This window comes from Bradyrhizobium sp. UFLA05-108 (assembly GCF_059803455.1).
Map to the genome: position 1 here is coordinate 1 of NZ_JBANAZ010000097.1, position 21253 is coordinate 21253.

General features: G+C 62.0%; 26 protein-coding genes and 1 tRNA gene. 11 read left to right on the top strand and 16 right to left on the bottom strand.

The genetic code is table 11. The features are described from left to right. The first annotated feature begins 288 nt into the window (after positions 1-288). Positions 289-507, top strand: coding sequence for a hypothetical protein (locus SO140_RS41330; protein WP_449384670.1), 219 nt, complete (start codon positions 289-291; stop codon positions 505-507). A 6-nt stretch (positions 508-513) separates the two neighbouring features. Here SO140_RS41330 and glmU read toward each other — a convergent pair whose 3' ends face one another. Continuing rightward, positions 514-1869, bottom strand: a complete 1356-nt coding sequence (gene glmU / locus SO140_RS41335) for a bifunctional UDP-N-acetylglucosamine diphosphorylase/glucosamine-1-phosphate N-acetyltransferase GlmU (RefSeq protein WP_449384669.1) — start codon at positions 1867-1869, stop codon at positions 514-516. Between the two features lie 183 nt (positions 1870-2052). On the opposite strand from glmU, the gene SO140_RS41340 reads away from it, so the two are divergent. Next, positions 2053-3462: a hypothetical protein gene (locus tag SO140_RS41340; RefSeq protein ID WP_498541987.1), complete on the top strand. Its 1410-nt coding sequence runs from the start codon at positions 2053-2055 to the stop codon at positions 3460-3462. A gap of 97 nt (positions 3463-3559) precedes the next feature. After that, positions 3560-3940 (top strand): hypothetical protein, encoded by a 381-nt coding sequence (locus tag SO140_RS41345; RefSeq protein ID WP_449384557.1) that lies wholly within the window; start codon positions 3560-3562, stop codon positions 3938-3940. On the opposite strand, the gene SO140_RS41350 is transcribed toward SO140_RS41345, so the two are convergent. Beyond that, the gene (locus tag SO140_RS41350; RefSeq protein ID WP_498543937.1) at positions 3900-5459 is read right to left on the bottom strand and encodes a glycoside hydrolase family 17 protein; all 1560 of its coding nucleotides are present in this window, start codon (positions 5457-5459) and stop codon (positions 3900-3902) included. The two genes, SO140_RS41345 and SO140_RS41350, sit on opposite strands and share 41 nt — an antisense overlap. A gap of 335 nt (positions 5460-5794) precedes the next feature. Here SO140_RS41350 and SO140_RS41355 point away from each other — a divergent pair, with 335 nt between their 5' ends. From SO140_RS41355 to SO140_RS41365, 3 genes are all read left to right on the top strand, one after another. Next, on the top strand, positions 5795-6373 hold the full coding sequence (locus SO140_RS41355) for a beta-1-3, beta-1-6-glucan biosynthesis protein (protein ID WP_449384563.1): 579 nt from the start codon (positions 5795-5797) through the stop codon (positions 6371-6373). Positions 6374-6603: 230 nt separating this feature from the next. Beyond that, positions 6604-9273, top strand: coding sequence for a glycosyltransferase (locus SO140_RS41360; protein WP_449384559.1), 2670 nt, complete (start codon positions 6604-6606; stop codon positions 9271-9273). A gap of 333 nt (positions 9274-9606) precedes the next feature. After that, positions 9607-9682 (top strand) — tRNA-Lys (locus tag SO140_RS41365). A 2-nt stretch (positions 9683-9684) separates the two neighbouring features. Here the strand turns inward: SO140_RS41365 and SO140_RS41370 are convergent. After that, a complete protein-coding gene (locus SO140_RS41370; protein ID WP_498543938.1) occupies positions 9685-9912 on the bottom strand; it encodes a hypothetical protein in 228 nt (75 codons plus the stop codon). A 97-nt stretch (positions 9913-10009) separates the two neighbouring features. Here SO140_RS41370 and SO140_RS41375 point away from each other — a divergent pair, with 97 nt between their 5' ends. Then, a complete protein-coding gene (locus tag SO140_RS41375; RefSeq protein WP_498543939.1) occupies positions 10010-10174 on the top strand; it encodes a hypothetical protein in 165 nt (54 codons plus the stop codon). Between the two features lie 770 nt (positions 10175-10944). After that, positions 10945-11526: an ATP-dependent DNA ligase gene (locus SO140_RS41380; protein WP_498543962.1), complete on the top strand. Its 582-nt coding sequence runs from the start codon at positions 10945-10947 to the stop codon at positions 11524-11526. 1026 nt (positions 11527-12552) lie between these two features. Here the strand turns inward: SO140_RS41380 and SO140_RS41385 are convergent. Genes SO140_RS41385 through SO140_RS41400 form a run of 4 tightly spaced genes read right to left on the bottom strand, consistent with a single transcriptional unit; the run spans position 12553 to position 14061 of the window. Further along, a complete protein-coding gene (locus SO140_RS41385; RefSeq protein ID WP_498543940.1) occupies positions 12553-12837 on the bottom strand; it encodes a hypothetical protein in 285 nt (94 codons plus the stop codon). Continuing rightward, a complete protein-coding gene (locus tag SO140_RS41390; RefSeq protein ID WP_498543941.1) occupies positions 12834-13316 on the bottom strand; it encodes a hypothetical protein in 483 nt (160 codons plus the stop codon). Before SO140_RS41390 ends, SO140_RS41385 begins: the two co-directional genes overlap by 4 nt. Further along, positions 13313-13846, bottom strand: coding sequence for a hypothetical protein (locus SO140_RS41395; protein ID WP_498543942.1), 534 nt, complete (start codon positions 13844-13846; stop codon positions 13313-13315). Before SO140_RS41395 ends, SO140_RS41390 begins: the two co-directional genes overlap by 4 nt. Further along, the gene (locus tag SO140_RS41400; RefSeq protein WP_498543943.1) at positions 13843-14061 is read right to left on the bottom strand and encodes a hypothetical protein; all 219 of its coding nucleotides are present in this window, start codon (positions 14059-14061) and stop codon (positions 13843-13845) included. Before SO140_RS41400 ends, SO140_RS41395 begins: the two co-directional genes overlap by 4 nt. 306 nt (positions 14062-14367) lie before the next feature. On the opposite strand from SO140_RS41400, the gene SO140_RS41405 reads away from it, so the two are divergent. The 3 genes from SO140_RS41405 to SO140_RS41415 all read left to right on the top strand — a co-directional run bounded on the left by SO140_RS41405 (position 14368) and on the right by SO140_RS41415 (position 15719). Further along, the gene (locus tag SO140_RS41405) at positions 14368-14637 is read left to right on the top strand and encodes a hypothetical protein (RefSeq protein ID WP_498543944.1); all 270 of its coding nucleotides are present in this window, start codon (positions 14368-14370) and stop codon (positions 14635-14637) included. A gap of 49 nt (positions 14638-14686) precedes the next feature. Next, complete coding sequence (locus tag SO140_RS41410) at positions 14687-15076, top strand: hypothetical protein (protein ID WP_498543945.1); 390 nt, start codon at positions 14687-14689, stop codon at positions 15074-15076. Positions 15077-15146: 70 nt separating this feature from the next. Then, positions 15147-15719 carry a hypothetical protein gene (locus SO140_RS41415; protein ID WP_498543946.1) on the top strand — a complete coding sequence of 191 codons (573 nt, stop codon included), beginning with the start codon at positions 15147-15149 and terminating at the stop codon, positions 15717-15719. 127 nt (positions 15720-15846) lie between these two features. On the opposite strand, the gene SO140_RS41420 is transcribed toward SO140_RS41415, so the two are convergent. The 9 genes from SO140_RS41420 to SO140_RS41460 all read right to left on the bottom strand — a co-directional run bounded on the left by SO140_RS41420 (position 15847) and on the right by SO140_RS41460 (position 21012). Then, positions 15847-17643: a hypothetical protein gene (locus SO140_RS41420; protein ID WP_498543947.1), complete on the bottom strand. Its 1797-nt coding sequence runs from the start codon at positions 17641-17643 to the stop codon at positions 15847-15849. Positions 17644-17761: 118 nt separating this feature from the next. Continuing rightward, on the bottom strand, positions 17762-17950 hold the full coding sequence (locus SO140_RS41425) for a hypothetical protein (protein WP_498543948.1): 189 nt from the start codon (positions 17948-17950) through the stop codon (positions 17762-17764). Positions 17951-18039: 89 nt separating this feature from the next. Then, positions 18040-18267 (bottom strand): hypothetical protein, encoded by a 228-nt coding sequence (locus tag SO140_RS41430; protein ID WP_498543949.1) that lies wholly within the window; start codon positions 18265-18267, stop codon positions 18040-18042. A gap of 1 nt (position 18268) precedes the next feature. Then, the gene (locus SO140_RS41435; RefSeq protein ID WP_498543950.1) at positions 18269-18553 is read right to left on the bottom strand and encodes a hypothetical protein; all 285 of its coding nucleotides are present in this window, start codon (positions 18551-18553) and stop codon (positions 18269-18271) included. Continuing rightward, positions 18550-18774 carry a hypothetical protein gene (locus SO140_RS41440; protein ID WP_498543951.1) on the bottom strand — a complete coding sequence of 75 codons (225 nt, stop codon included), beginning with the start codon at positions 18772-18774 and terminating at the stop codon, positions 18550-18552. The genes SO140_RS41435 and SO140_RS41440 overlap by 4 nt, the downstream gene beginning before the upstream one ends. After that, on the bottom strand, positions 18771-19208 hold the full coding sequence (locus tag SO140_RS41445; protein WP_498543952.1) for a hypothetical protein: 438 nt from the start codon (positions 19206-19208) through the stop codon (positions 18771-18773). Before SO140_RS41445 ends, SO140_RS41440 begins: the two co-directional genes overlap by 4 nt. Positions 19209-19395: 187 nt before the next feature. After that, positions 19396-20142, bottom strand: coding sequence for a hypothetical protein (locus SO140_RS41450; RefSeq protein WP_498543953.1), 747 nt, complete (start codon positions 20140-20142; stop codon positions 19396-19398). A 5-nt stretch (positions 20143-20147) separates the two neighbouring features. Further along, positions 20148-20315, bottom strand: a complete 168-nt coding sequence (locus SO140_RS41455) for a hypothetical protein (RefSeq protein WP_498543954.1) — start codon at positions 20313-20315, stop codon at positions 20148-20150. Next, the gene (locus tag SO140_RS41460) at positions 20278-21012 is read right to left on the bottom strand and encodes a hypothetical protein (protein WP_498543955.1); all 735 of its coding nucleotides are present in this window, start codon (positions 21010-21012) and stop codon (positions 20278-20280) included. Before SO140_RS41460 ends, SO140_RS41455 begins: the two co-directional genes overlap by 38 nt. Positions 21013-21253 lie beyond the last annotated feature (241 nt).

The following is a 21253-nucleotide window of genomic DNA, read 5'->3' on the forward strand; positions in this document are numbered from 1 at the left end:
AATCCACCAATTGCTCTGCAACCGGTTCGAGCCCGAGAATGCCGACAATCCCGCACATGCGGATCAATATCCCCCAAATCGTCGAAAAATCATCAAAAGGACACCCGCAGTGTTTAACGAAGTTCCTGGGATGGCCGATACTCAATAATTATTGCGGATTGCGACAGCACAAAATGCACGCAGCCTTAATGCAGCGATCCGCGGCTTGGGTTCGTTCGCCTTTAACCGCGCGCATTAACCGGCTGTCAACAGATTTGGCCAACGATTCCTCGCGTGGAGATCAAGGCCATGAAGCGCTCGTCCGACCGCAAAGGTCTGTCATCGATGTATGTGCATGCCAGCGAAACCACTGGCACGCACCTGGCGCATTGGCCGCCGCCGCAACGCGGCAAGGAAAGCAAACCCGTCTTCATCAAGCACGCTGCCGGCGAGCCCGTGAAGCGCGCCAAGCCGCGCGGCTGGCGTCTGACCCGCGCGATCTTCTCCGAATTCGCGGAGGACGAATAACGAAGCTCAATCTTTGGGCTTCTTTGCACCCGTCTTCATTTCGCGATAGCGCGCCGCGCCGCCTTCGCGGATGGTCTGCTGATTGCGTTCCAGTGCCATCGCATCGTCAGGAACGTCTTTCGTTATCACCGAGCCCGAGCCGATATAGGCGCCGTTGCCGATTTTGACGGGCGCGACCAGCGAGGAGTTGGTGCCGACGAAGGCGCCCTTTCCGATCAACGTTTTATGCTTGCCGAATCCGTCGTAGTTGCAGGTGATGGTGCCTGCACCGATATTGGACTTGGCGCCGACGATCGCATCACCAATGTAGGCGAGATGATTGGCTTTCGCGCCCGCCTCAAGCGTCGCGGCCTTGGTCTCCACGAAGTTGCCGATTTTGGCACCTTCGCCAAGCGAGCTGCCCGGCCGCATACGCGCGAACGGACCGACGGACGCGTTCTTGCCAATCGAACTCTGCACGATGTGCGAGAATGAATGGATGACAGCACCGTCGGCGATCGACACGCCCGGACCGATCACCACGAAGGGCTCGATCGTGACGTCCTTGCCGTAGGTCGTGTCAGCGGCAAGGTAGACAGTATCGGGCGCGATCAGCGTGACGCCGGCTTCCATCGCCGCGTTGCGCAGTCGCCCCTGCATTACGCTTTCTGCTTCAGCCAGCTGCGCCTTGGTGTTAATGCCGCGCACTTCGTCCTCACCGGTCTCGATCACGACGGCCTCCCATCCCTGTTCGCGGACGATCCCGACCGCGTCCGTCAGATAATATTCGCCCTTCGAATTCGCATTGCCGATCTTGTCGAGGATCGCCAGCGCGCGGCGCCCGTCCAGCGCCATCACGCCGGCGTTGCACAGCGTGATCTTGCGGTCTTCAGCGCTCGCATCCGCGTGCTCGCGGATCGCAACCAGACGATCGCCTTCGACGATGAACCGGCCGTAGCCCGTCGGATCGGCGGCACGAAAGCCGAGCGCGGCAAGCGCCGCACCGCTCGCGAGCGGCGCGCGCAGCCGCTCGAACGTTTCGGCCGAGATCAGCGGCGTGTCGCCGAACGCGATCAGAAGATCATCTGCGCCGCGCGCAATCGCCTCGCGCGCCGCCAGCACCGCATGCGCGGTGCCAAGCCGTTCGGGCTGCACGAAGGTGAGCGCGTCGGGCCGGATACGCCGCGCTTCATCCGCAACCGCTGCATGCTCGGGCCCGATCACCACCGCAAGCGACGTGCCGGTTCCATTCGGAGCGGCCGCCAGCACGTGGGCGAGCAGCGGCTGCCCCGCGACCGGATGCAGCACTTTTGGCAGGCTCGATCGCATGCGCGTGCCTTCGCCGGCGGCGAGTACGATCGTGAGGCTGGAGCGGGCGGTCATCGATATTTCCAGTGATTCCAGTGTCGGCCGAATCGCTTCCGATTGGCGCGAGGTGCTTGCGCGTCGTCATAGAGGCGTTTTGCTACCCCCGCAAATGCCCGGAATTCAAGTGCATCCCGCATTTCCTGTTAATGTTCCCTGATTGATTCGGGGAAGCTCGACGGGGCTGGGCACTTAACGATCATGGCAAAGGATTCCGACCCACTGGCCGGCGTCTTCGAGACCAGGGATTCCGGCGGTCTTCTCGCCGGGCTCCTGGCTGAGGAAAACGAGTTCGATCGCCGCATGATGTGGCGGCTCGGCTCGTGGGGCGTCGGGGCCGTCGGCGCCGTGGTGATCGCAGTGATGGCCAATCAGGCGCAGCTCGGCTGGCGGCGCGACCAGATCGCAGCCGCCGATCTCACGCGCCAGACCGACCGGCTCCAGATGCTGACGAGGGAGAGCCAGAGCGAAGCCCGCAGGCTGGCATCCGCGATCGAGACGCTCAACACCGATCGCGACCGGCTTTATTCGCGCGTCACGGTCTTGGAGCAAGGGCTCGATTCCGTCACCGGCGCAGTGGCAAAGCAGAATACAGCGCCGCCGCAGACGCCCGCAGCCAAGCCGCAGGAGACGGCGGCGGCCACCGCGCAACCGATGCCCTCACCTTCGCCCGCTGCGCCAAACGTCGCGCCGGTCGCCTCGACGCCTGCGGCGGGCGACAAGGCGCGCGCGGACGCCGCCAAAGAGCCCGCCAAGGAACTGAACAAGGACCAGAGCAAGGATCAGGCCAAGCAGCAGGCCGCTCCGCCGCCCCAGACCGCTGCTGCGGCATCGCTTGTTCCGCAATTCTCAACATCGCCTGCCGGGCTGCCAACCATGCCGCTGATTGCGTCCAAATCGGTGATGGCGCCGCCCGATCCCAGCGCATCCAAGCTGGCCCAGCCGGAAACGGCAGACAAGTCGGATAAGGCTGACAAGGCCGACAAGACGGAGAAGTCGGAAAAAGCCGAGACGCCAAAGGACGACGCGGCATCGCCGACCGAGGTCGCGGCGACAACTGCCGCTGCTGAGCCCGAGGCCGCTGAGAGCGAGCCGCCAGCGCCGGCGATATCAGTGCAGCAGACCCGCTTCGCGGTGGATCTCGGCAGCGCCAACTCGATCGGCGGCCTGCGCGCGCTATGGCAGGGCCTGATCAAGTCCAACCCGGAGATCGCCAACCTCCGGCCGATCATCATGATCAAGGAGAGCAAGACCGGTGCCGGCATGCAGCTCCACCTCGGTGCCGGTCCGCTGGTGAATGCGGCCGCCGCTGCCAAGATCTGCGCCGGTCTCATCGAGAACGAACGAGCCTGCGAGACCACCGTGTTCGACGGCCAGCGGCTGTCGATGCGCGGTCAGGACGCATCGCCCCAGCAGGCCTCTCCACAGGCCGAGACGCTGCCGCCCCCCGCCAAGCCCGAGAAACCGCAGCACCGGCGGAGCTACTCTTCGAAGCGCGCCAAGCGTGAGGAACCGCCGCCACCTCCGCCGCCAGCGGCCCCACCGCCGCCCAAGCAAGAGACGACGGCCGCCTCAACCATATCCTCGTTCTTCAGCCGAAACAAAAACTGAAGTTGAGTCAGTCCGTTATCGCGAAACTCTGAGGCAAATTCGCAAGGCCTTCGCCTTACCTGTTGCCCGCATCCGCCTTCCCGACCATATTGCCCCCATGAAGAAGAAACCGTTCCGCCTCACGCCCTACCAGGTGCAGTTCCTGCTCGTGGTTGGCTTCGTCACCGTCGGCTATGCGCTCTACCTGCGCTATCTCGCCGTCGAGTTCTCGCAAGTCTCGCTCGCCTGCGACGCCGGCCTGCAGACCGTGATCTGCAAGGCGCGCGCGACCGCGACAGTGCTGTTCAAGAACTCGGTATTCGGCATCGTCGCGCTGGTGATCGCGACGCTGAACCTGATGCGGCCCTCGATCGTGCTGTTGACGCTGGGCGTGGTCGCCGCAGGTCTCGGCATCGTGCTCTACAACATCGTGCTGTCGGGGATCGCGATCGGGCTGCTTATTCTGGGCTTTGCGCGGCCCGCGCCCGCCACAGCGTAAGCGCGAACAACAGATACATCGCGCAGGTCCATAGCGACTGCCAATTGTCGCGGCCCTCGTTGATCAGCACATAGGCCGCCGACAGCGCCAAGAGGCCGGCAAAGATCGATTCCGCGAGCGGACGCACGCCGGTCTGGGGGCGGTTCAGCATCAGAAGTGCAAACGGCACCACCGCCATGGTCAGCGAGGCGAACGGAAAATCGCGGTAGCGGGGATCGAACACGAAACCGAGCGCGGTCTCGCCCGCGATCACGGCGGTCACCGCAAGCGTTAGCCCAAGCGCCGCGGTTAGTTTTGACCATTTCCGCGCCTCGCGCGGACCCAGGATATCGAGGAACGTCGGCAGTCCCCGCCCCGACACTAGCGCTTGCGCGCAGAAGATCGGCGACAGCACGCCGGCGGCAAGGAGCGCGCCCCATTGCAGCCAGCCGCCCCAGCCGTAGCTCTCATAGTACATCTTGTCGAAAGCGATCCCGAACAGCATGCCGGCTGATGTCGCCGAGATGCCGACGCCGAGCCACGCCGAGAACCGCGGCGTCCAGGGTCGCCGACGCAAGGTCAGGCCCGCGACTGCGAACACCAGCACGCTGACGGCCATGCCGGCGCCCATGTACCATTTCCAGTATGGGAAATTGCTGATCGGCTCGCCCGGCGGGTATTTGAGCTGACGGCGGACGGAATCGATGAAGCCCCAATAGCCACCGACGGTGCCTTCGATCTGGCGCTTCCAGGGCTGGTCATAGGCCTCGATCAGGTTGACCCGAAAGCCCTGCGCCTTGGCGAGGGTCAGGATCTCCGACACCACGCGCGCCTGGTTGGTGCGCGAGGGGAGCGCGCCTTCGCGCATGCGCCCTTCGCTCGGCCAGCCCGTTTCGCCGATAAGGATCTCCTTGCCCGGAAAGGCAACCGCCATGCGCTGGCGGATCTGCTCGACATGGCCGGCCGCGAACTTGGCACGGATCGGAAAATCCTCCCAGTAGGGAAGGATGTGGATGGTGACGAAGTCGACGGTGTCGTAGACCTCGCGATTCTTCAGCCAATATTCCCAAACGTCGGCATAGGTCACGGGAACGGTAACCTGAGCCTTCACCGAACGGATGATCGCCACGAGATCGGCCGTGGTCATCTCGCCGCGCAGCAGCACCTCGTTGCCAACCACGAGCGAGGTGATGGTGTCGGGGAATTCCTTGCTCAAGCGGACTGCGGTCGCGACCTGAGAGAAGTTCTTGGAGCGGTTGCTGCCGAGCCAGATGCCCTGAATCACCTTCAGCCCACCGACCTTGGTGGCGACCGCCGGCACCTGATCGAGCCCATTCTCGATCGAATAGGTGCGAACGCAGTCGGTGATCTCCTTGAGCTGTCGCAGATCCTGCTCGAGTTGGTCGGCCCCGATATGCGTCGAGGGGTCGAGCGGCGTCTGATCACCGCGGAACGGCGCGTAGGAGACGCATTGCAGCTTGGAACTGGGATCGATGGGCGCGCGCGCCAGCGTGATCGGCGTGGCCAGCCACCACCACACGGCAGCAATCGCACCCAACGATAAGAGCAAGAGCGCCAGTGGCGTACGAAGAGTAATCGGTTCCGTCCTCCGCGAAGGGCCCGTCGATTACCTGCTTGCAGGCCGTCTGCCAAGGGGCCAATACCGACAATGCGGCAATTGCACCTGCCATCCCGTCCCATTCGCCTGCGGCTCTTCGACCGGCGCATAGCATGGTGACTTTGCTGGACAAAGCTTGAAATACCAGTCATGGGATTCAACGGGACTTTTCCGCCGCATTGGAGACCCATTTGGACGGCATCACACCGCGCGTCCGTGGAGGTCTCGCGCGGGCGGCCAGAGAGATCGGGGAATTTATGCGGCGACGGGTGCTTGAGTTAACGAATGCGGTCCTGCGGCATGTTGCCGTCCCCTCCCTCATCGTTCTGCTCGGCCTTTCAAGCTCGCTTGCCCAGAGCGGCTCTCCCCAGGACCAGGGCAAGGCGGCCGCCACGACACCAGCTGACGCCGCCAAGGACGCCAACCAGAACCAGCGCCGCACCGACGAGTTCGCCGAGGCTGCCCAAGCCATCAACGGCCCGGCCGGAAACCCCGAATGCGTCTGGCTCGGCCGCCGCGTGGTGCGGCTGATGTGGCGTGATGATCTCGATACCGCCTTCCGCCATCTCGATCTCTACGACCGCTTCGGCTGCCCCGGCGGCCACATTCAGGCGGCGTTCCGCTGCCTGACCCGCTTTGGCGGCCAGATCGATCCCAAGGTCGCCGAGACCCTGGACAGCCGCGTGCACGCCTGCTGGATCAATCCGGCGGCGCAGCCCCAGCAGGCGGCTGCCGCGGCGTCCCAACCGCCCGCGCCGACGACCGGCACTTCGCCGCAGCCGACTGCAAGCCCTGCGCCTGCCGCGAGCCCCTCGCCCGCCGCCCCCCAAAAATAGCCGCGATCACTTCACCCGCCGTTCAGGAACGATGGGCGATACCGGCGATTGGCACTGCTCGTGCTTTTCAGATCGTCGGTGCCCTCAAAAGGCCATGCCGCTAAACGACACGGCGTCATGACAGTTGTGAAAAGGCGTGGCAGAGGTATGTTCCGTTTGCCGCGGACTCGGTCGGATCTCGGGGTCGGATCCGCTTCCCTGCCATCTCAGCCCCAATTGGTTTAGCCGCGATGCGTGCCATCGTTGCCGTTCTGTTGCTCGTGTCCGCACTTCACGCCGGCCTGTGGGGAGTCCTGCGCGACAAGGAGCCCGCGCCGGACTTCAAGGGTCTGTTGCCGAGCGTGTCCTATGCGCCGTTCGAGGGATCGGCCCACCCCGACATCGATAACATTCCGACCATCGAGAAAATCCGCGCCGACCTGAAGACGCTGTCGACAATGACGCGCGCCATCCGCCTGTATTCGTCCACTGGCGGCGTGGAGCTGGTGCCGCCGATCGCCGCGGAGTTCGGCCTCAAGGTCATGGTCGGCGCCTGGATCGACAAGAACGACGAGCGCAACCAGCGCGAGATCGAGGCCGCCATCAACCTCGCCCGGAAGAACAGCAACGTGATCGGCGTCGTCGTCGGCAACGAGGTGATCTATCGCGGCGAGCAGAAGGTCGAAGACTTGATCGACATGATCAAGAAGGTCAGGAGCGCGGTTCGCGTGCCCGTCACGACCGGTGAGATCTGGAACATCTGGCGCGACAATCCGGACCTCGCCTCCAATGTCGACTTCATCGCCGCCCACGTGCTGCCCTACTGGGAGAATTTCCGCTCGGATCAGGCGGTCGACCAGGCCGTCGACCGCTACAACCTGCTGCGCAATCTGTTCCCCGGCAAGCGCATCGTGATCGCCGAATTCGGCTGGCCGAGCGCGGGCTACAATCTGCGCAACGCTGACCCCGGTCCGTTCCAGCAAGCGCTGACCCTGCGCAACTTCGTCAGCCGCGCCGAAGCCATCGGCATGGAATACAACATCGTCGAGGCGATCGATCAGCCTTGGAAGTTCTTCGAAGGCGGTGTCGGTCCTTACTGGGGCATCCTCAACGCCAGCCGCGAGCCGAAATTCTCGTGGACCGGCCCGGTCGAGAACCCCGACTACTGGAAGCTGATGACGATCGCGCTGCTCGTCGGCATCCTTCTCTCGCTACCGATTCTGCGGCTGGAGCAGCCCACCGCCAGGCAGGCGTTCCTGCTGTCGGCGACTGCGAATGGCGTCGGCGCCTGGGTCGCGACCGTGTTCGCTTATTGGGCCGGCCACTATTTCCTGTTCGGCTCGGCCTTCGCGCTGACGCTCGGCATGATCCTTCTTGTTCCTCTTGTGCTCATTGCGATGGCGCGGATCGAGGAGATCGCCGCGGTCGCCTTCGGCCGGCCGCCGCGCCGGCTGCTCGCCAAGGGCAAGCCGGTCGAAGGCGTCCCCGAGAACTATTTCCCGAAGGTCTCGATCCACATTCCCGCCTATTACGAGCCGGTCGACATGCTCAAGCAGACGCTTGATGCGCTGGCGCGGCTGAACTACCCGAACTACGAGTGCGTGGTCATCATCAACAACACGCCCGACCCCGCCTTCTGGCAGCCGATCCAGGATCACTGCCGCGCGCTCGGCGAGCGCTTCAAGTTCATCAACGCCGAGAAAGTGCAGGGCTTCAAGGCCGGTGCGCTGCGCATCGCCATGGACCGCACCGCGGCGGATGCGGAGATCATCGGCATCCTCGATGCCGACTATGTCGTCGATCCGGACTGGCTGAAGGATCTGGTGCCGGCCTTTGCCGATCCGCGTGTTGGCCTCGTGCAGGCGCCGCAGGATCACCGCGACGAAGACCTGTCGATCATGCACTACATCATGAACGGCGAATACGCCGGCTTCTTCGACATCGGCATGGTCCAGCGCAACGAGTTCAACGCCGTCATCGTGCACGGCACGATGTGCCTGATCCGCCGCGCCGCGATGGACATGGCCGGCGGCTGGTCGAGCGACACGATCTGCGAGGACAGCGATCTCGGCCTTGCGATCCAGGAGCTCGGCTGGACCACGCACTACACCCGGCACCGCTACGGCCAAGGCCTTCTGCCCGACACCTACGAGGCGTTCAAGAAGCAGCGCCACCGCTGGGCCTATGGCGGCTTGCAGATCGTGAAGAAACACTGGCGGCGCTTCATGCCCGGCGCGAGCCGACTGACGCAGGACCAGAAGCGCGAATACGGCCTCGGCTGGCTGAACTGGCTGGGAGCTGAAAGCCTTGGCGTCGTCGTCGCCCTCCTCAACCTCGTCTGGGTGCCGATCGTCGCCTTCGCCGACATCGCAATCCCCGACAAGATTCTGACGCTGCCGATCATCGCCGCCTTCGTGGTCTCGCTCGCGCACTTCCTGTCGATGTACCGTCTGCGTGTCGCGGTGAGGCCCGGCCAGATGCTGGGCGCCATGATCGCCGCCATGAGCGTGCAGTGGACGGTGTCGCGCGCGGTCGCGCAAGGGTTGATCACCGAGCACATCGCTTTCGCCCGCACCTCCAAGGGCGGCCTATCGCGAATGTCGATCGAGTTCCAGGCGTTCTGGGAAGCCGTGATCGGCGCGCTGCTGCTGATCGGCGCCGGCGTGCTGGTCGCCTCCAACAGCTTCCGACAGATCACCGAGATCTACATCTTCGCTGGCGTCCTGGTGCTCCAGAGCCTGCCGTTCCTGGCGGCGGTCGCGATCGCCATCCTGGAGCTCAGCCGCATCAACTCGTTCCAGTTCTGGCGCGACAGCGCCGTGCGCGCCGCCGAGCTGATCGGCCTGCGCCCTGTCGCGCTGCCGAGCCCCGCCGGTTCCTCGCAGCCGGTCGCAAGCGAGGTCCGCCGCGAGGCCAACTGAGCGCGGCCCGCGGCCGACTGAAGCGCGCCGGTCGAGGCTCCGCGGTGGACGGCCTCGTTTCTTCGGCGGGGATGACACGCAGCCGGCAAGTTGAAAATTCCGCTCTAACTGGCGGAAACACTGCGCGAATCCCTGCCCCTGCCGCGATCTGCGGCAACCGCGCACGCTATTGACCTCAGCGGCCGCTCACCCTACACAGCGCGGGCCGAAAGCATGATCCGGAAATTGCCTTACCGGTTTTCCCCGCGACAAGCGTTAAGTTGCGGCAAGACATGCTTCTCGAATGTCCGAAGGCGATGGCGACCGATCCGCGAAGCCATCAAGCGGCCATGGGAGCGCGTAGCTCAGCCGGTAGAGCACGTGACTTTTAATCACGGGGTCCTGGGTTCGAGCCCCAGCGCGCTCACCAAGCTAAATCAAAGACTTAAGACGAAAAGCCAAACAATCGAAAAAGCCTCGTGTGGGCACTGTGTTGGCAAATGACTTGCCGCGCTCGCGGTCGGAGATCTCGGCGCGATAGTCGTTCGCCATGATGAGCAGCCCTGCCCGCTCCTCCGGCATGGTGCTGCCGTCGGCCAGGTCCAGGCAGAGCCGTTCGAACCGTTTGAGCTCGTCGATGATGTGCTGATGCCGCCCCATGGCCGCGGATCAGACTCCGGCCGGATTCGACCGTCAAGAGTAGCCCACCCGTAAATTTCCCAATACCCTCCTCGCTGGCACGCTGGATGATCTCGAAATGAAATCAGCAAAGCCAAAGGAATGGACCGAGGCTGAGCGAAAGCGGCTCTCGGCGATGGCACGGCGGCGCGCCGGCGCGCCGGAAATTGCGGCAGCCCTCGGCCGGCATACCGGGTCGGTGAAGCGGATGGCGCGGGAGATGGGATTGCTCCTGAAGAAATGACCTGGCGCAGCGCCCGTGACCGGGCGGTCACCGGTTTGCGAACAGCAGTTCCCACACCCACGACGGGCAGTAGCTCGACGCCGATCCGATCCGCTAGGAATCGATAATTTGCGAGCAACTCACCTCAGCGCTTTCATGGCCGCATGCGCAAGCCTGTCCGTCGTGAGAACCGCACACCCAAGCCTGGACGCGCGGCCGCGCTCCTGCACCTTTTTGCCTTCGAGCACCACGATAACGCGAAGGCGGGACCGTTGACGCCAGCAAGTCCCGCCGATCACGACGCACGGACTAGAGACCTAGGACCGACTGCAGTCTCCGCCAAACGATTTGCGTGTAAGGAAGGCCCTGTTCCGCGGCTCGTTCCTCGCGATCCTTCCGGCTAAATTCTCTCTCTCTCCGCTCGAAATCAGCCAGTTCCTTTCGGGCCTCCTCTAGAAGGTGGTCTCGCGGTGCTTTGGCCAGTTGAGAGCGTTCCGTCATTGCCTATCCGTCTCCTGCTGGTGCCCCAGCCCTAGAAAAACTGGAACAGCAGAAAGGTTCGGTGCCATAAAATCAAAAATTTATGCCGACGAGGGCGATCTAATTGTTACCTCGGTTTGTCAGCGTGCGGGCAGCTTCATGCGCTTTCCTTCCCACAGTTGTCCACTCCCAAGCCTCAGATTGAGGTGGTGGCGGGCCGAACCCCGACCCGTTCAGCGCGGCGGCGAAGGCGGCCCCCCGCTCGAAGATGGCATAGCGCCGCGGATAATTTCAGCTTATCTTTTGGCCAAATGTTTCAGCTTTCATTGCCGACTAAACGGGACCGCGTTCCTACCGGCCCTGACTGGCTTCATGAGGTCAAATACGATGGCTGCCGCTTGCTGGTCATCCGCGAGGGCGACCGGGTGCGCCTGATCACGAAGGGCGGTCACGACTGGACCAAGCGCTACCCGTGGATCGCCGAGGCCGCGCTGAAGAACCGCCAGAAGCGTTTCGTCGTCGACGGCGAGGCGGTGATTCTGGGCGTTGACGGCATCTCCGATTTCAACGCGTTGCACTCGCGCAAACACGATCACGAAGTGCAGCTTTACGCGTTCGACGTCCTCGCAATGGACGGTGACGATCTGCGCGACCTGCCGCTGCACCTACGCAAGAACAACCTGGAGCGGCTGCTGGCACGCCGGCCGGACGGCATCACCGTGGCACCTTTCGAGCGCGGCGAGATCGGGCCCGACCTATTCCGGGCTGCGTGCCGCATGGGGTTAGAGGGCCTCGTTTCCAAGCATCGCGATCGGCCTTACCGCGGCGGCCGGCAAAAGTTCTGGATTAAGGTGAAGAACCGGAGCCACCCTGCGATGGAGCGGGAACTGTAGAAAGGCCCGCCAGCGTGAACCGGTGGGCTCGTGCCCGTCTTCCTCAGGGAAGCGGCGGCGCAGCACGTGCTTGATCAGTCTCGCGCTGATCTGCGCGCATTGACGACGGCGATGTCTGGGTGTTCATCTATCGTTGATGGTGTCGTCCCGCGGAGTGGGCAGCCATGGCACAGAACATCGTAGCTGGATGCGTCGTAGTGGCTTTGATTGTCTTGGCCTTGATTGGCTACGCCCAAAAGCACCATGAATGTTGGAACGGGCACGTAGTCAAAAATTGGCGGCACGGGCACGCGCTTATAACCCGTGAGAACTGCGGATCCCCTAGCCCTTCGATCTAACGCGCCAAGGCATACCCCGTCGCCAAATGAAAGCGCGCGACCGAAGCCCCGCCCATAGAAAAACCCGCCGACGTTGAGGATGCCGGCGGGAGTCGGACGGTAGATTTGCGGGGACAAGCCGCGGCCCGGTTTTATCACTCTAGATAGGTTGCCCGCTAGCGTGAACCGGCGCTGATGCACACGCCCCTACCAGATGATGGAAAGAAGGCTGAGCAGGCCAATCAAGGCCAACGCCCAGACGAGCGAATGGGCGATCCACAGCCGATAACGCGACATAATCTGCCCCGCTCGGTATCTCTGCCTGTCACCAGCAGGTACCGAGTTGGCAATCCCATATTGATCTAGCTCAATCGAAGAAGAGCAGAACGGATACGGCGGCGACCGTGAGGACCCCTGCTGCAACAACGATCGAGCAAAACATGCGGTCGTTGCTCATGCCCCAACGGTATCCCGAAACAGACGATCCGGCTATGTGCTCTGTGCCGGTGCGCGTGTCACAAACCTGTGGCACGGCTATTGTTATTCAACAATCAACTGGGATTTCAGCGCTCAGTTTGAGAATGAAATGCTGCCGGGACCCGTATTTCGAGCCCGGCAGCGTATCGTTTCGAGACTTAGCGGGACAGCCGGCGGGCGTGTGCCGCAAGTCGCTGGCGGTTACGGGTCCTGTGCGATCGGCGCCGGCGCTTCATGAGACCCCCACCGGCTCGCCGTGCCAGCGCTTGTAATAGCTGGCTCTGAACTCCTTCAGCATCTTGGCGAGCTGCCAGACGGCAAAGGTAGCCAACTCCAAGTTGTGCAGGCTGTCTTCCCTCGCCGCGCACCGCATGATCAGGTCGGTCGCAATCTCACCCATCCGGTCGACGTCGCAAACCGCCCCCTCCAGATCGCGAAATGCCTTGGAATGAATCTCGTCGATCTCCTCCTGGGTGAACGGCCGGTCAGGCAGTGGGAATTCAACAACGTTGCTCATTGCTGCGGCCCCCGCACTGCATGTCTGCAAAGCTCCTGCAAAAAAGCCTGTTCGGCGGGAGAAAGATTCCGGCATAGGGCGCCTTTGGGTCCGCGTCTCCGGAATGCCCGTTCGATCATCCGCTCGACTACAATTTCCAGGCCACGGGAAGTGGCGTCCTCCTGGCGAATGGCAGCGATCGCAGCGCGCGCGTATCCTCGCCCGCGTTGAAAATCGGCGCAATTGTCACCGGTCGGCTCGTCATTCCACATGATGGCCTGTTTCCAGAACTCGCCCCACGTCTCGCACTCTTCTGACGGTTGGGTTACGAACGGAAGTTCGAAAAACGAATCCGAATAGAGCCTTGACGCCATCTCCACCGTCGGCGCCAGCGTTGGCTCGGGAGGACTTAGTTTGACTTCGGCCACGTTGTCAGGAGGCAGGACGGCAGCAGTACGCGACGCTAGACGCGCTGATAAGTCGATGATGTTGTTGCTCATGCCGTCCTCGCTTTTATGCTGTGAATCGGTGGGAACTGCGTCGGGAAATGCCAGCCACCGCGACGGTTGCGCGGGTAGGGCTTGCCGGTTGTCGCGCGGCCATAGGCGTCCCAGGCTGCGAGTGCCTGCTCGTCCAGAACCTCAATCAGGCCGCCCGTTGCACTCTCTGTTCTGTTCTCTCTGTTCTGTTCTGGGGGAGTTTCGGCAACGTTGCGCGGCTGTTGCCTGAAACGTTTCACTCGTTCGGTTGAAACGTCGCTCTTGTATTGGCGCTCGCTCCATTTGTGTGGCGAGAGGAACGATCCCTCCCGGTCCAGAAGCCCGGCACCGACCAGGCTTACCAGCGCCTCAGCCATGCGTTCGGGTTGCAGGCGCAGCATCAGGGCGCAATCTTCCATCGCGGGGAGCTTGCCGTCGCTTTTGCTGGCAACACAAAGCAGCCCTATCCACACGCGATGCATCCGGTCCGAAAGCTTCAGCACCTTCGGATCGTTGATCGCGTCGTCGTAGAAGCGAAACCAGCGGCTCATGCATCCCTCCCTTTCAGGCTACGGGCAGGAACGAGATGCAGCCGCGTGACGATGTCGTGGGATGCAATCCGATCGGCCAGCCACAATACAACCGGGACCGGATCGGCAACGTGGAAGTCGATCAGGGCGAACAGCTGTCGCTCGATCTCGTCGTCGGTGTAGATTTTGGACGTGCTTAGGGGTGGCGTGCTATGCACGCGGTCAGCCTCGATCATGGGAATCCAGTTCCTTCGTGGTTGAGGTTAGAGCCGGGGCGGAAGCAGCCACTTCCCTTCGGCTCGCTTTCTGTGGTATCAGGGAATCATGAAAAAGACAACCGTGATACCACAAAAAAAGCGCGGCCCTCCCGCGACTGGCAAAGGGACACCAATCGTGGTGCGCATGCATGGCCCCGCGTTGTCAGCACTTGATGCCTGGATTGCTAAGCAGCCGCCCCCGTTCCCGTCGCGGCCTGAAGCCGTCAGGCGCTTGCTAGAGGCGGCGCTCAAGGTCAAACAAACAAAGAGCTAGGATCCCCCCAGATGTTTATGGCGCTCATGGACGTGCTGGCCTGGCTGTTCGTTATTGGGTTGGGCATCTTGGCTTTGATGTTGGCAGGCGCTGGCCTTGGGGCCCTGATCGGCAACATTCTCGTAGGGCTTCGCGGGGCGACGAGCGCATTGCCCAGTTGGAGATCGCTGCGCGGCGGAACGGTCGCGTGGTATCGCCAGAATGGCTGGCGCGCGTGGGTGTTCACCGCGATTGTTGCTTGGTTCGTGCTCTTACCGCTTTTTGCAGAGATGAACCGCTGACGCCTCTGGCCATCCGCCGGCTGGTCGAGCTTGGGCTGAGGACGAAAAGATGAACGTAATCGATGCTGTGCCGTGGATGGACATCATCAAGTATGGCTCAACCTTCCTCGGCGGCAGTCTTGCTGGCTCGATCCTCACCAGCTGGAATAACTGGGGTATCGAGAAACGACGACTTAGGCGACAGCAACGCGTCCAGCTGATCGAGAATTGGCGAAAGATGATTGCTTCTCTTCCTGCTAACAGAACCTGGGCGCCCGACGATCCGGAGTGTGGAGCGATAATTCGATCTGAGCACTTCCTTAGCCTGGAAGGGCAGTTACCCAAGGAGTTGGCGAGAAAGATCCATGACGGAAGGACAATTATGGTCGGCGGCGACTTCCCACGACGTGCTTTGAACCAACAGGTCAGCGAATTGGAACGTCGGTGGGGACTTGTTTAAGCCAAGCATCCCTTGTACGCGCCTTGAGGTTGCCAAAGATCACGCTGGGCAACAGAGCATGGAGGCGGGAATGAGCGCGAACGAGGGACAGGACTTAGGGGCGCAACCGCGGCCATTGCTTGATCCGAGGGAACAGCTCGAGCTGCGAATACGGCTCGCCGAGCGTGCGCATGATGATCAAACTGAGTTCGGTTCAAAAACAAATGACGCAGCGGTAAAGGCCGGCGAAGAGGCAATCAAAGCCGCAGTCCTGATCAACGGCGGCAGCTCCGTTGCGATGCTAGCGTTCATAGGTACGGTCGCCTCAAAGGATCTAGTTTCGGGAGGACAGCTAACCCAGATCGCCAAACCTCTTTTGTGGTTTGGATCCGGCGTCGCCGCGGCCGTAGTGGGATCGGCGGCCGCTTACTTCACCAATCTCATGATCGCCGGATCTTCGTTCAGAATGCTGCGCGCATATGAGGAGCCGTTTACTCGGGACACGCCTTCGTCGAAGCGTCATCGAATTTTTGGCGAAGTGTTTCGCTACATCGCGGTCGCTGCAATGGCGATCTCGATCGGGTGCTTCATCACTGGACTGGTAAAAGCTGAGTCAGCCTTTCAGGCATTAGTCACGGACAAGCACGCTACAGTCGCCAAGTGATTGACCCCACAAGCGGGCTTCGAGGGCACCCGCCCTCGATGACATGGCGTTTGTGCTGATGCGCCCCGAACACAGCGCATGAGTCCAGAGAACGGATTGTTACGCGATCGCGTTCGCGCGATCAAACTTACATAGTCGTCCACGCCACGACGTTGCCTGTGGTCGTCGTTCCAGCGTTGTTCAAGGTGTTGGTGCATCCGTTTGGCTGGATTCCGCCAACAAGAATGTTTCCGGTCTGTGAGCCTGCCTGTCGAACAACAACGGAGTTGCAGCCTCCCGCCGCTACGCCACCAGTAATGCCACTGATCTTGGTCATAGAGGTGGTTCCTGACGCATAGTTGATATGGATGGGGAACTGAATCCCCTCAACGTGTCCATTCTCGATGACGTTCATATTGGTAGAGGAGACGGGACCGTTGAGCAGGATGGCATCTCCGCTCGTCATGTTCGAGCTTTCGATGATGAAGTCGCGGATCGTCTGGACCGCGGCGCTATAAGCCAGATTGATGCCTGGATTGGTCGAACTAGCGTTGAGCGAGCAGAAGAGCCCGCGCATCGTGAAGTCCGAGGCGCCGCCATAGCCTGTATCGGTGACGACGCAACTTCGCAGGTAGGTATAGACCGCGACGTTCTCGACCGCGACGCCTTGCTGCTGCGCATTCGAATAGATCATCGAAATGCCGGCGTTCGCAGAGGCGATGGCGCCGTAGAGCAGCATTTCGCGGATGCTGGCATAGAAGCAGGCGAAGTGGAGATTGGGATCGCATAGCGTGATGAACCGCTGCGATGCGCCATCCGTGTCGCACTGCTTCAGGATGGTGTTGCCCTTGCCTGCGCCGGTAAGGACGACCGAACCATAAACGGTCAGGCCGCCGCAGACCTTGGCAGCAGCGCCACCAGGAATGAGAACGGTGTTGCCGTAGTAGCCGCCCGCGTCGATGTTGAGCGTGCCACGATGCGAGGCGAAATTGATCGCGCGCTGGATCGCTGCCGCGTCGTCTGTCGCAGCGCCAAGATTGCCGTTGTAATCGAGCTTGGCGCCGAACTGGCGAACGTTCACGGCCCCCTCGGGGACGTACTGGAATTTGTTGCCGGCGCTATCAGTGAACGATCCGGCCGCAGTGGTGACGGTCGCAACCGTCACGGTCGGCTGCACGGAGCAGGTGCCGATGGCACCTCCAGGGCCGATGGTGACGGTCGCGGGGACCGTCAGAACATCCCCGACCTTATAGGCGTTTCCACCAGGACCGCTGATGCTAAAGCCGGTCATCACATTGCCGGCGATCGTCACCGTGCCGTAGAGACCCGCTCCCGACCCTCCGGTTACAAAAACGCCATTGTACGTCCCGTTGGTGCAACCGGAGCCGGCAGACGAGATAGTGATGGTGCTTACGAAGCTGTCGGTGAAGTTGTTGCTCGAGCTGATCTTGGTGAAGAGAGCCTGCCCACCGTCGCCGGTCGACGCATAGCCAAGCGTTCGAACGGTGGTGAACAGCGACAGATCCAGCGCCGCGGCGGCGGTCCTCGTCGAAACCGCAACAGCGCAGCTCGGGCAACTGATGGTGCCAGCGGTGCTGTCAAGCGCGATCGGCCCGGTCGCATTGGTTGCTACCGTTCCTGACGTGGTCGGCCATTTGATTGCCGGCGTGCCGGCGATGGCCTGCGCGCTGACCGTGGCCTGGCCGCTGGTCGCGCCGGTGTAGACGATCGAACTGGTATTGACCTGGTTGATGCTCAGCGGGCTCGCGAGCATCGAATTGAGCAGGTTCGCGAATGGGATCGCCTGCGCTGGCCCGGTGCCAGTCTGCGTGCGTCCGATCAGCGTGCCGCTTGGGACGGACGGAAATTGTTGCCCGAAGGAGGGGAAAGAAGCGGCAAACAGCGCGAGCGCAAGCGCAGCGCGACGGATATAGCGGAAGGACATGGACCGACCTCGAGGATCGGCTCAAATCGGTGAGCCGCCGGAGGTCGTTTGCGCCGATGTCCAAGGCGGGACCTGTTGCGGAAGGTCCAATCCGAAACGCGCTTGAGGTGCGCGCTACCTACTCGACAGGAAGGGACTCAGCCTTAAGCAGATTGCGAAACTGCCCGTCGTCCAGACCAGCGAGACCGCGGAGCATGACGCACACCTTGCGCCAACGCTCGTTCTGTCCCTTCAGTTCTCGTGCCGTCGCGCGAACCGTCTTGATCTCGCGCTTAAGGCCGATGATTGCTGCTTCCCTATCGCTCATTCCTACCTGCAAAAAAGTGGGCCGATTTCTCCCCGCGCTCGGCCCAGCGCGGATGAAAGGGCATCCGGTGCCCCTGGAGCTCTCAAACCTCACACGCCGCCGGTGCCGAGCTCGACGAGAGCTTGCATGTTGACTGCGAAGCCTACGTTGTTCACCTTGGCGCTCGCGATGACTGAGCGATGGAAGGCAATGTCCGCGGCCTTCACTGCGCTTTGTGATCCAGCCGCATTTTTGTACGCGACCTGCTTGGCCGCAACAGCGGTCGTGACGGCCTGGTAGTGTGCATTGCCAGCGTGGGTGATGTCGTTGTCGGCCATGTCAGTCTCTCCTCTGCTCGGTCCAGCCGGTGAAATGCGGCATGTTCAAAAGCACGTGCGTCTTGAATTCCGTAAGCAGCTGCATCTGATCAAGACGTGCGACAATCGTTTTCTCTGTGTGCGCCGCCACCCAGTTAAGAGCCTTCAGCAATTCGCGCGCGTGGTTGTTGGTGATGGCCTCTTGCGCCATCGTGTGATGTGCAGCCTCGAGCTGGTCAACGAGCTCGCCTGCGAGCACCGGCTCGGCACGCATTTCGGAGATGAAGTTTTCGATCGGTGTCATCATGCCCCCATGATCAATTCGGGCGGAGAGACATGCAGAAAGCCTTTCGGCAACTCTGCGTAAGCGTGCTTCAGCGCATAGGCTTGCGCGGTGATGTCGGCAGTTACGGTGCCTTTGTACTTGCGAAGAGAGTTTACCGACTGGCATTCGGCGAGCGTGAGCGCAGCAACGATGGTTCTCCGCTCGTCTGATACCATGTCGAGAAAATGGCAATTGAACCTCATGCGCTCTTCTCCTCGACCGTGGCCGAGATCATTGCCGATGCAATTGCGATCATGCGCCGTTCCTGCGTCCCGCCCTGTAAGAGGTTACGGACAAACTCCGGATTGCGGCCGAGCGCATCAAGCCGCTCGCGCGCTTGCCTCTGCATCGTCGCATCGATTGGACCGCCGCTGGCCCAATCAAATACTTCCCGCCCAGCAAACTCCGACGTCGGCAGGCCAAGCCCAGCTAAATGATCAGCCAAGCCAGCTGCATCGACTGCATCAGCCGCCGCGTTCTGTAGCTTCAGGAGATCCTCAACCGTCGCCGTCGTCGGCTGCTCTGGTGCCTCGTCGGTGCGTGCCGCGAAATCCTTCGCGAGCGCGGCAATCTTCTCCGTCGCCTGTTCGGGTGTCATGCTGAACACGTCGTCAGACATCGCGGGATGGTCGGTCATGCCGCCTTCTCCCGATACAGTCCAAGCACCTTGAGGGCTTCAAGGCGGTTCTTCATCGTGACCGGACCGCAACCATGGTCCGAGCTTTTCATCGGATGTTTGCAGCAGTTGGTCGTGCTGATGGCGCACTGCAACTCGGTACATGACCTCGGACATTCAGTCCTAGAGAGCCCGCTGAGATCGAGTTTCATGCCGCGTCCTTTCGGGGGATCAGTGCGTCCAGGTGCTGGCGGAGGAGGTTCACGTAATAGGTCGCCATCCTCCCGAAGACATCGGCGAGCGGCTCGATGCTTGCGGGATTGTCGATCTGACTGAGCGCAGGCGACCTTGCACCCGGCAGATATGCGCCGGAGACACAATTCCGATGCATCTCGCCCGCTATCAGCACATCTGTGCTTGCCGGGAAGACCGCGCCGCCGATCGTGGTGTCCATCAGGTCGAAGTTGAGCGCGAACGGAATGATCCCGCTCGGCAATGTCCGCTGCAAACCTTGCGTGCACAGAAGAAGCTCGTCCCGCAATTTCGCGGCCTTTGCGACCGCCGCGGCAAGGTCCTGACCCTTCGCCGACCATGCATCCACCGCCCCCCGGAATTGGTCGAACTGCGCTTCTCGCCCGGCCGCTTCCCGGCGCTCCTCGTCTTCACAGTCCAAACGCTCTGCCAGCTGCAAGGCCGCTGTGAGTTCGTCAGCGGCCGTCCTGGCCGCGGCAATCTTGGTGCGATGCGCGCTCAGTTTCTCGGTTGCCCCCGGCTTCCGTTCGACGGCCTCCAGCGTTAGCTCGGCGACCTCGACCTCGAGCGCCGCCAGGATCGCCATGGCGCCATCAAGCTTGGCTCTGACAGCCGGCGCGCGCGCGTCGCCATCGGCAAGCGCTTCAATCTGCTCCGGTTGATTGGTGGTCACGGTGCCGGGTTTCTTGCGGAACATGTTCATAAGTTTCACGCCGCCTCGCTGGTCTGCTGCTGGTCGGTCCGCCTTGCCGCAAGCGCGTCTTCGACCAGATTGGCGAGATACTGGCTGACCGTCCGGCGATCCGCCGCCGCGGCCGCGCGCACGGCCTGAACGATCTCAGGCTTCGTTGGTCGGAAACTCAGGTGTTTCGACATGCTCGTCCTCCGTTGTGGATGACACCTCACTCGGTGGACCTTCGAGCAACAACGGACCATGGTCGGGACGTGGTCCACTAGGGCCGCGCGTCGGCCAGCGGTGACGCATCCGGTCGGCTTGTGTCTCATCCTCAGCCAGGGTGATCTGCACGATGCCAAGCGCCAACGCGTCTAAGATCAGTTGCAACGTGTCGCCGGAAAGCCCCTTCCGAGGCGCCGGCCCGAGCACCTTTGATGAATACCTGTCGCTCCATCCGATCAGCCCATCGATCGCTTCGTGGGATAGGTCACGGAATTCCTTGGTCGCCCTCAGCGCGGCAACGAGCTCAAGCTTCGTCCGGACGAGACGCGAAGGCGCCGGCGTGGTTTTCTTTGGAAGGGCCTCAGGCTGGCTTGCCGCGGCCGCTGGTGAGTCTTGAGCGGCCGGCACGGGCCGGGCGACCTTCGCACGCAGCATCGCGTCAGAGACGCTCACAAATCGTCCGCGCTGCCGCTGGTTGCGCTTCCTCGTGCCCACGTTCTCCGTGGTGGCGAGTTGCTCCGCAATCTCCTCGAAAATGTCCAACTGCTCAGTCATGACCGCCGAGCGCCGCAGTTGTGGACGATGTTTGCAGAGAGCCGCGCCAAAATTTTCGGAGCGGCGCGTAAAAGACGGGGGAGGTCGAATATCAGAGCGACTTGGGATTTCCGGGGCCACCCCACCCCACCCCGGGTTCTTTTGCCAATCATCTCAAGCATTTCGGCACGATCAGCCGTTTCGCTTTCGCCTGCGCTCCAACTATCAGAGTGAAAGATGTTGAAGCAGTTCGCGCGCGAAATCCCTTCCCTGTGATTTTCAGTCACGGAGTCCGAAGCGATTACGCAAGGTTTGCCAACATGATGGTGCGATGCTGTCCAGCGTGTTGGCGGTATGTTGGCAGAATCCACCGATCGTAACG

Coding starts and splice junctions, on each gene's coding strand:
- SO140_RS41330 (WP_449384670.1), top strand. CDS start 289: ATGAAGCGCTCGTCCGACCGCAAAGGTCTGTCATCGATGTATGTGCAT.
- glmU (WP_449384669.1), bottom strand. CDS start 1,869: ATGACCGCCCGCTCCAGCCTCACGATCGTACTCGCCGCCGGCGAAGGC.
- SO140_RS41340 (WP_498541987.1), top strand. CDS start 2,053: ATGGCAAAGGATTCCGACCCACTGGCCGGCGTCTTCGAGACCAGGGAT.
- SO140_RS41345 (WP_449384557.1), top strand. CDS start 3,560: ATGAAGAAGAAACCGTTCCGCCTCACGCCCTACCAGGTGCAGTTCCTG.
- SO140_RS41355 (WP_449384563.1), top strand. CDS start 5,795: ATGCGGCGACGGGTGCTTGAGTTAACGAATGCGGTCCTGCGGCATGTT.
- SO140_RS41360 (WP_449384559.1), top strand. CDS start 6,604: ATGCGTGCCATCGTTGCCGTTCTGTTGCTCGTGTCCGCACTTCACGCC.
- SO140_RS41370 (WP_498543938.1), bottom strand. CDS start 9,912: ATGGGGCGGCATCAGCACATCATCGACGAGCTCAAACGGTTCGAACGG.
- SO140_RS41375 (WP_498543939.1), top strand. CDS start 10,010: ATGAAATCAGCAAAGCCAAAGGAATGGACCGAGGCTGAGCGAAAGCGG.
- SO140_RS41380 (WP_498543962.1), top strand. CDS start 10,945: ATGTTTCAGCTTTCATTGCCGACTAAACGGGACCGCGTTCCTACCGGC.
- SO140_RS41385 (WP_498543940.1), bottom strand. CDS start 12,837: ATGAGCAACGTTGTTGAATTCCCACTGCCTGACCGGCCGTTCACCCAG.
- SO140_RS41390 (WP_498543941.1), bottom strand. CDS start 13,316: ATGAGCAACAACATCATCGACTTATCAGCGCGTCTAGCGTCGCGTACT.
- SO140_RS41395 (WP_498543942.1), bottom strand. CDS start 13,846: ATGAGCCGCTGGTTTCGCTTCTACGACGACGCGATCAACGATCCGAAG.
- SO140_RS41400 (WP_498543943.1), bottom strand. CDS start 14,061: ATGATCGAGGCTGACCGCGTGCATAGCACGCCACCCCTAAGCACGTCC.
- SO140_RS41405 (WP_498543944.1), top strand. CDS start 14,368: ATGTTTATGGCGCTCATGGACGTGCTGGCCTGGCTGTTCGTTATTGGG.
- SO140_RS41410 (WP_498543945.1), top strand. CDS start 14,687: ATGAACGTAATCGATGCTGTGCCGTGGATGGACATCATCAAGTATGGC.
- SO140_RS41415 (WP_498543946.1), top strand. CDS start 15,147: ATGAGCGCGAACGAGGGACAGGACTTAGGGGCGCAACCGCGGCCATTG.
- SO140_RS41420 (WP_498543947.1), bottom strand. CDS start 17,643: ATGTCCTTCCGCTATATCCGTCGCGCTGCGCTTGCGCTCGCGCTGTTT.
- SO140_RS41425 (WP_498543948.1), bottom strand. CDS start 17,950: ATGAGCGATAGGGAAGCAGCAATCATCGGCCTTAAGCGCGAGATCAAG.
- SO140_RS41430 (WP_498543949.1), bottom strand. CDS start 18,267: ATGGCCGACAACGACATCACCCACGCTGGCAATGCACACTACCAGGCC.
- SO140_RS41435 (WP_498543950.1), bottom strand. CDS start 18,553: ATGATGACACCGATCGAAAACTTCATCTCCGAAATGCGTGCCGAGCCG.
- SO140_RS41440 (WP_498543951.1), bottom strand. CDS start 18,774: ATGAGGTTCAATTGCCATTTTCTCGACATGGTATCAGACGAGCGGAGA.
- SO140_RS41445 (WP_498543952.1), bottom strand. CDS start 19,208: ATGACCGACCATCCCGCGATGTCTGACGACGTGTTCAGCATGACACCC.
- SO140_RS41450 (WP_498543953.1), bottom strand. CDS start 20,142: ATGAACATGTTCCGCAAGAAACCCGGCACCGTGACCACCAATCAACCG.
- SO140_RS41455 (WP_498543954.1), bottom strand. CDS start 20,315: ATGTCGAAACACCTGAGTTTCCGACCAACGAAGCCTGAGATCGTTCAG.